The organism is Cupriavidus sp. WS (assembly GCF_000395345.1).
GTDB classification, from domain to species: domain Bacteria; phylum Pseudomonadota; class Gammaproteobacteria; order Burkholderiales; family Burkholderiaceae; genus Cupriavidus; species Cupriavidus basilensis_B.
Map to the genome: position 1 here is coordinate 1 of NZ_AQPL01000164.1, position 5923 is coordinate 5923.

The window sequence follows — 5923 nt, forward strand, 5'->3', positions numbered from 1 at the left end:
GGCGCGGGCCCGCCGCGGCCGGCCGAACCAGGAGCGAGACAAACATGAGCGCACCGATCCAACGCAACCAGCAACCCGGCTGGACGCGCTTCCGGCACGGCGACTTCGAATGCACCGTGGTGACCGACGGCCTGCTGCACATGGGCCCGCCGCGCGACACCTTTCCGCATGCCGACCCGCAGGAGATCGACCGCCTGCTGGCCGACGCCTACCTGCCGACCGAGACCATCGAGCTCGACCAGAATCTGCTGATCGTCAACACCGGCAGGCAACTGGTGCTGTTCGACACCGGCGTGGGCATCAACGCCGAACTCGGCGTCAAGACCTTCGGCAAGCTGACCGGGCGCGCGCTGTCCAGCATGCGCGCGGCCGGCATCGCGCCGGAGCAGATCGACGTGATCGCGCTCACGCACGCGCATCCCGACCACTGCTGGGGACTGGTCGACGACGACGGCAACAAGCTCTACCCGAACGCGCGCGTCTGCATCAACCGCGTCGACATGGAATACTGGACCGATCTCGGCAATATCCGCGACACCATGTCGGAGCACATGAAAGACCATTTCCGCGGCGCGCACCTGAACATCCTCGCCTATCGCGACGTCATCACGTTCCTCGCGGACGGCGACGAAGTGGTGCCCGGCATCACCGCCCACCTGACGCCCGGCCACAGCCCGGGGCACATGGTTTACCGGATCGCCAGCCAGGGCAGGGCGCTGCTCAACTGGGGCGATCTCTGCCATCACCAGATCCTGCTGCTCAAGCGGCCCAACTGGGCCTTCAAGTTCGACTCCGACAGCGCCGCCGCCGCGGTGTCGCGGCTGCGCGTGCTCGACTGGGCCTGCGGCGAGAACATGGAAATCCTGTCGTACCACTTCCCGTTCCCGGGGCGCGGACACCTGCGCCGCAACGCGGACGGCTACGACTGGCTGCCGACCCGGCTCGAGCTGGAAGCGCCCGAGGCGCTGTCGTAGCCACGCCGCTCGCCGCGCTCGCATCCGGCCATCGCCGCCTCCCGCTCAAAGGTTATCGATTTCAAGGCCATCGACCTCAAGGCCACCGATCTCAAAGGCTATCGACATGCCCCAACCCTATCGCTGCACCTGTGGCCTCATCGACGTCCATGCGCACTGCCTGCCTCCCGCCTACCGCCAGGCCCTCGCCGACGCCGGCCTGGCCTCGCTCGACGGCGGCTACCCGATTCCCGCGTGGTCCGCGCAGGCCGCCATCGACGTCATGGACGCGGGCGGCATCGACACCATGATGCTGTCGGTGTCCTCGCCGAGCGTCGGCTTCCTGCGCGACGCCGGCGCGCGCGAGCGCCTGGCGCGCCGCATCAACGAAGACATCGCCGAGACCGTGCGCGCGCATCCGGGGCGCTTCGGCGGCTTCGCCACGCTGCCGCTGCCGCATGTCGAAGCCTCGCTCAAGGAGATCGACCATGCCTTCGGCAAGCTTGGCCTCGACGGCGTCGTCATCGAGACCAACACCGACGGCAAGTACCTGGGCAACCCGGCGCTCGCCCCGATCTTCGACGCGCTCAACGAGCGCCACGCCACCATCTTCCTCCACCCCACGGCGCCGCAGTGCCTCGAAGCCGTCGGGCTCGGCCGCCCGGCGCCGCTGTTCGAGTTCCCGTGCGACACCGCGCGCACGGTCATCGACCTGGTGTTCTCCGACACGCTGCGCCGCTGCCCGAACCTGAAGCTCATCCTGCCGCACGCGGGCGGCGTGCTGCCGTCGATCGCGCACCGCATCGCGCTGCTCGCGCCGATGCCGGTCATGAAACCGGCCCCGAAAAGCAGCGAAGCGGTACTCGACGAGTTCCGCAACCTGTACTACGACCTGGCCATGTCGGCGAACCAGCCCACCTTCGACAGCCTGCGCACGCTCGCGCCGCTTTCACAGATCCTGTTCGGCACCGACTTCCCGTTCCAGCCGGCGGCGAACGTGGCGAAGAACATCGACAACTTCCGCCGCCTCGGCGGCCTGACGGCGCAGGAGCACGCGGCGATCGCGCGGGAAAATGTGCGGCGGCTGTTTCCGCGGTTCGGGGCTTAGGGGACTGGTCTCTTGCGGGACGGAACGCGGACCGGCGGAGTCCGGCCGCCGGCAGGCGCCGGTCCCGCGCGCTCACCGGGCGCCGGCCGGCGGGCCGGCGGCGACATGCGCATCGACACGCGCATCGACATGCATATCGCCATGTGTATCAACACCGCATAAATCTTGCCGACGACCCGCTCCGCCCGCGCCCAACTACCCTATAATGATTGACTCTACAATCATTGACCGGGCAATAAAATGATGTCGCAGCCTCACCAGGCGCATAGCAGCGGACAGGTGTTGCCGTTCCGCGAGTCCTTGTTGGCGATGCTGGGCATCGCCTTCGTGGTGATGTTGGTGGCGCTCGACCAGACCGTGGTCGGGACCGCGCTGCCCACGGTGGTCGCGGAGCTGCAGGGCTTCGAGTATTACGCCTGGGTGGCCACGGCCTATCTGCTGTTCTCGGTGATCACGGTGCCGATCTTCGGGCGGCTGGGCGACTATTACGGGCGCAAGCCGTTCGTGATGGCGTCGATCGTGGTGTTCACAGCGGCGTCGGTGCTGTGCGGCATGGCGCCGAACATGCCGTTCCTGGTGCTGGCGCGCGGTCTGCAGGGCATTGGCGGCGGCATGCTGGTGGGCACGGCCTTCGCGTGCATTCCCGATCTCTTTCCCGATTCGCACGTGCGGCTGCGCTGGCAGGTGATGATGAGCGCGGCCTTCGGTATCGCCAACGCGGTGGGGCCGTCGCTGGGCGGGCTGCTGACCGAGGCGTATGGCTGGCGCTCGGTGTTCTACGTGAACCTGCCGGTGGGCCTGCTGGGGCTGCTGTTCGCCTGGCGCTACCTGCCGCATCTGCGCCAGCAGACGCACACGGGTTCGATCAAGGTGGACTGGCTGGGCGCGGCGCTGATCGGCGCCGGGCTGGGCGGCCTGCAGTTGTGCGTGGAGCTGATGCCGGAGCGCGGCTTCGGCCTGGTGACGGGCGGGCTGGTGGTGATGTCGGTCTGCGCGCTGGTGGCGCTGTGGCGCTGGGAGCGCCGCGCGCCGAACCCGATCCTGCCGCTGGAGATGTTCCGCAATCCGGGGCTGGCGCCGCTGTTCCTGCTGGCGGTGCTGGTCGGTTTCGTGATGTTCTCGCTGCTGCTGTACGCGCCGCTGCTGTTCCAGGGCGGTTTCGGCTATTCGCCGAAGGAGGCGGGCGTGCTGGTGACGCCGCTGGTGGTGTGCATCACGCTGGGCAGTATCCTGAATGGCCGTATCATCACCCGCATCCGCCAGCCCAACAACATGCTGTATGCGGGCTTCGCGATGCTGGCGCTGGCCTGCCTGGGCCTGTCGCAGGCCACGCGCTCGATGTCGCACCACGTGTTGTTTGGCATCATGCTGCTGGGCGGCTTCGGCCTGGGCTTCATCATGCCGAACCTGACCGTGTTCGCGCAGCAGACCGCGGGCCGGGAGCATCTCGGCATCGCCACGGCCATGCTGCAGTCGCTGCGCATGGTGGGCGGCATGATCGGCACGGCGCTGGTGGGCACGCTGGTCACGCGCAGCTACATCAGCGGCGTGCACGACGCGCTGCAGAGCGCGGGCGCCGGCGAATGGCAGGCGCGCCTGGCCGATCCGCAGATCCTGATCGACCGGGCTTCGCAGTCGAACCTGCTGTCGCAGTTGCAGGCGGGCGGCCACAATGGCGCCCTGCTGCTCGAGCAGGCCCGGCTGTCGCTGGTCGGCGCGATCCACGTGGGCCTGGCGCTGGCCGCGGTGATCGCCGTGGTGGGCCTGTGGCGCTCGCGCCGCGTGCCGCCGGTGAAACTGGAGCGCGCGGTCAAGCCGCAGGTCATGGCCGCTGAATGAATTTGTCCTGGGCAGCCCCGGGATCGTCCCGGGGCATGCCGGGACGCCGGGCTAGTCCGTTGATGGTGAGGCCGCCGCGCGCCGCGCGTGCATCGTCCGCGTGGCGCGCGGCGGCCCAAGCAGGAGAATGGATTGGAACTGGAGCGACAAAGCCTGGCTGTGCTACAGCAGTTTGGACGGACCTACCGGGCCTACGCGGCTGCGTTCGAGCAGCGCATCGGCCATCCCCTGCCGCGCTGGCGCATCCTCTACGCCTTGCACGGCCACGCCGGGCCCATCGCGCAGAAGCCGCTGGCCGACCGCGTGGGCATGGACCCGGGCGCGCTCACGCGCCAGCTCAAGGCCCTGCAGGAGCTGGGCTGGGTGGAGCGCAACACCAGCGAGCGCGACAACCGCGTGACCAACGTCACGCTGTCCGACCTGGGCCGCGGCATCGTCGAGCAGGCGCTGCCGCTGCGCTCGTCGTTCCTGCGGGACGTGCTGGAAAACGTCTCCGAGACCACCATGCGCAACCTGTCCAAGGGGCTGGAGCAGCTCGAGTCCGGCATTGCCGTGGCGGTGCAGCGCACCCAGCAGCAGGAGAAGGAAGAGAAGGCCGACGCGGCCGATGCCGACGCCGCGTGAGCGTCGCCTGAACCGCCGCCTGAGCGCCGGCCTGGCGCTAGCCCGCCCCGGCGCCGAACAGGCGCGCCACCGCCAGCGGGTTGGAGGGGAAATAGAAGTGCGTGTATGACGCGGTCAGCGCGCCGTGCCGGAACACCGCCTCGCCGCGCGAGCCGTCGCGCGGCACCGTGGCGTGGCAGCAGGGCGCCAGCGGCGTGCGCGCGCTGGAGTAGTGGAAGGTATGCCCGCGCAGGGTGCCTTCGGGCAGCGCCACGGACTGGTGGCCGAGCGCCGCCAGGCGCGGCTGCATGGCCACGGTGCCGGGCAGCAGGCCGGCCATGACGTGCGCCTGCCCGCCTTTGTCCGTCAGCGATTCGAACAACATCATCATGCCGCCGCATTCGGCCAGCATCGGCAGGCCATTGACATGGGCGGCGCGCAGCGCGGCCAGCATGGCGGCGTTGCCGGCCAGACGCGCCGCGTGCAGCTCGGGATAACCGCCGGGCAGCCATAGCGCGTCGCAGGCGGGCAGGGCCGCGTCGTCCAGCGGCGAGAAGAAGGCCAGGCGCGCGCCGAGCGCCTGCAGGGTGTCGAGATTGGCCGGATAGAGAAAGCGGAATGCCGCGTCGCGGGCCACGGCGACGGTCTTGCCGGCCAGCAGCGGCGGCAGGGCCGGCAGCGGCGCGGCGGCGGCGATGGCCACGGGCGGCGGCAGGCGGCCGGCCGGCTGCCCGGCGAGCGCGTCGGCCAGCCGGTCGAGGCGCGCGGGCAGGTCGGGCAGCTCGTCGGCGGCGTGCAGGCCGAGGTGGCGCTCGGGCAGCGCGGCATCCTTGTCGCGGGCGAGGCCGCCGGCCCAGCCGATATGCGCCGGCAGGCTCTCGCGCAGCATGTCGGCATGCCGCGCCGAGCCCACGCCGTTGGCCAGCACCTGCATCGACGGCAGCGGCTGGCCGTAGCCGGCCAGGCCGTAGGCCACGGCGCCGAAGGTCTGCGCCATCGCGCCGGCCTGGATCACACAGAGCACCGGCAGCCCGAAATGGCGCGCGATGTCCGCGCTGCTGGGCGTGCCGTCGTGCAGGCCCATCACCCCTTCCACCAGTATCAGGTCCGCCTCGGCGGCGGCTTGCGCCAGGCGCGCCGCGGCATCGCCGGCGCCGGTCATCCACAGGTCGAGCGAATGCACCGGCGCGCCGCTCGCGGCGGCCAGGATGGACGGGTCGAGGTAGTCGGGGCCGCTCTTGAAGACGCGCACCCGGCGGCCCTGGCGGCGGTGCAGCCACGCCAGCGCGGCGGTGACGGTGGTCTTGCCCTGCCCCGAAGCGGGCGCGGCGACCAGCAGCGCGGGCACGTCGAGGCTGCCGGCGGGGGCAAGTGGCTGGTCCGCGGGCGCGGCGGCGGGGGCGGGCATGATGAGGGCGGC

The 5923-nt window shown here is 70.4% G+C and carries 5 protein-coding genes; 4 read left to right on the forward strand and 1 reads right to left on the reverse strand.

Features of this window, described 5'->3' with window-relative positions; all coding sequences use genetic code 11:
* Positions 1-44: 44 nt before the first annotated feature.
* From K206_RS0114290 to K206_RS0114305, 4 genes are all read left to right on the forward strand, one after another.
* On the forward strand, positions 45-974 hold the full coding sequence (locus K206_RS0114290; protein WP_020203087.1) for an MBL fold metallo-hydrolase: 930 nt from the start codon (positions 45-47) through the stop codon (positions 972-974).
* A 106-nt stretch (positions 975-1080) separates the two neighbouring features.
* Positions 1081-2061 carry an amidohydrolase family protein gene (locus tag K206_RS0114295; RefSeq protein ID WP_020203088.1) on the forward strand — a complete coding sequence of 327 codons (981 nt, stop codon included), beginning with the start codon at positions 1081-1083 and terminating at the stop codon, positions 2059-2061.
* Positions 2062-2301: 240 nt separating this feature from the next.
* Entirely contained in the window at positions 2302-3900 is a 1599-nt protein-coding gene (locus tag K206_RS0114300) for an MFS transporter (RefSeq protein WP_020203089.1), read from the forward strand.
* Between the two features lie 132 nt (positions 3901-4032).
* Entirely contained in the window at positions 4033-4524 is a 492-nt protein-coding gene (locus K206_RS0114305) for a MarR family winged helix-turn-helix transcriptional regulator (RefSeq protein ID WP_020203090.1), read from the forward strand.
* 37 nt (positions 4525-4561) lie between these two features.
* Here K206_RS0114305 and K206_RS0114310 read toward each other — a convergent pair whose 3' ends face one another.
* Entirely contained in the window at positions 4562-5911 is a 1350-nt protein-coding gene (locus K206_RS0114310; protein ID WP_081651392.1) for a cobyrinate a,c-diamide synthase, read from the reverse strand.
* Positions 5912-5923: the final 12 nt, after the last annotated feature.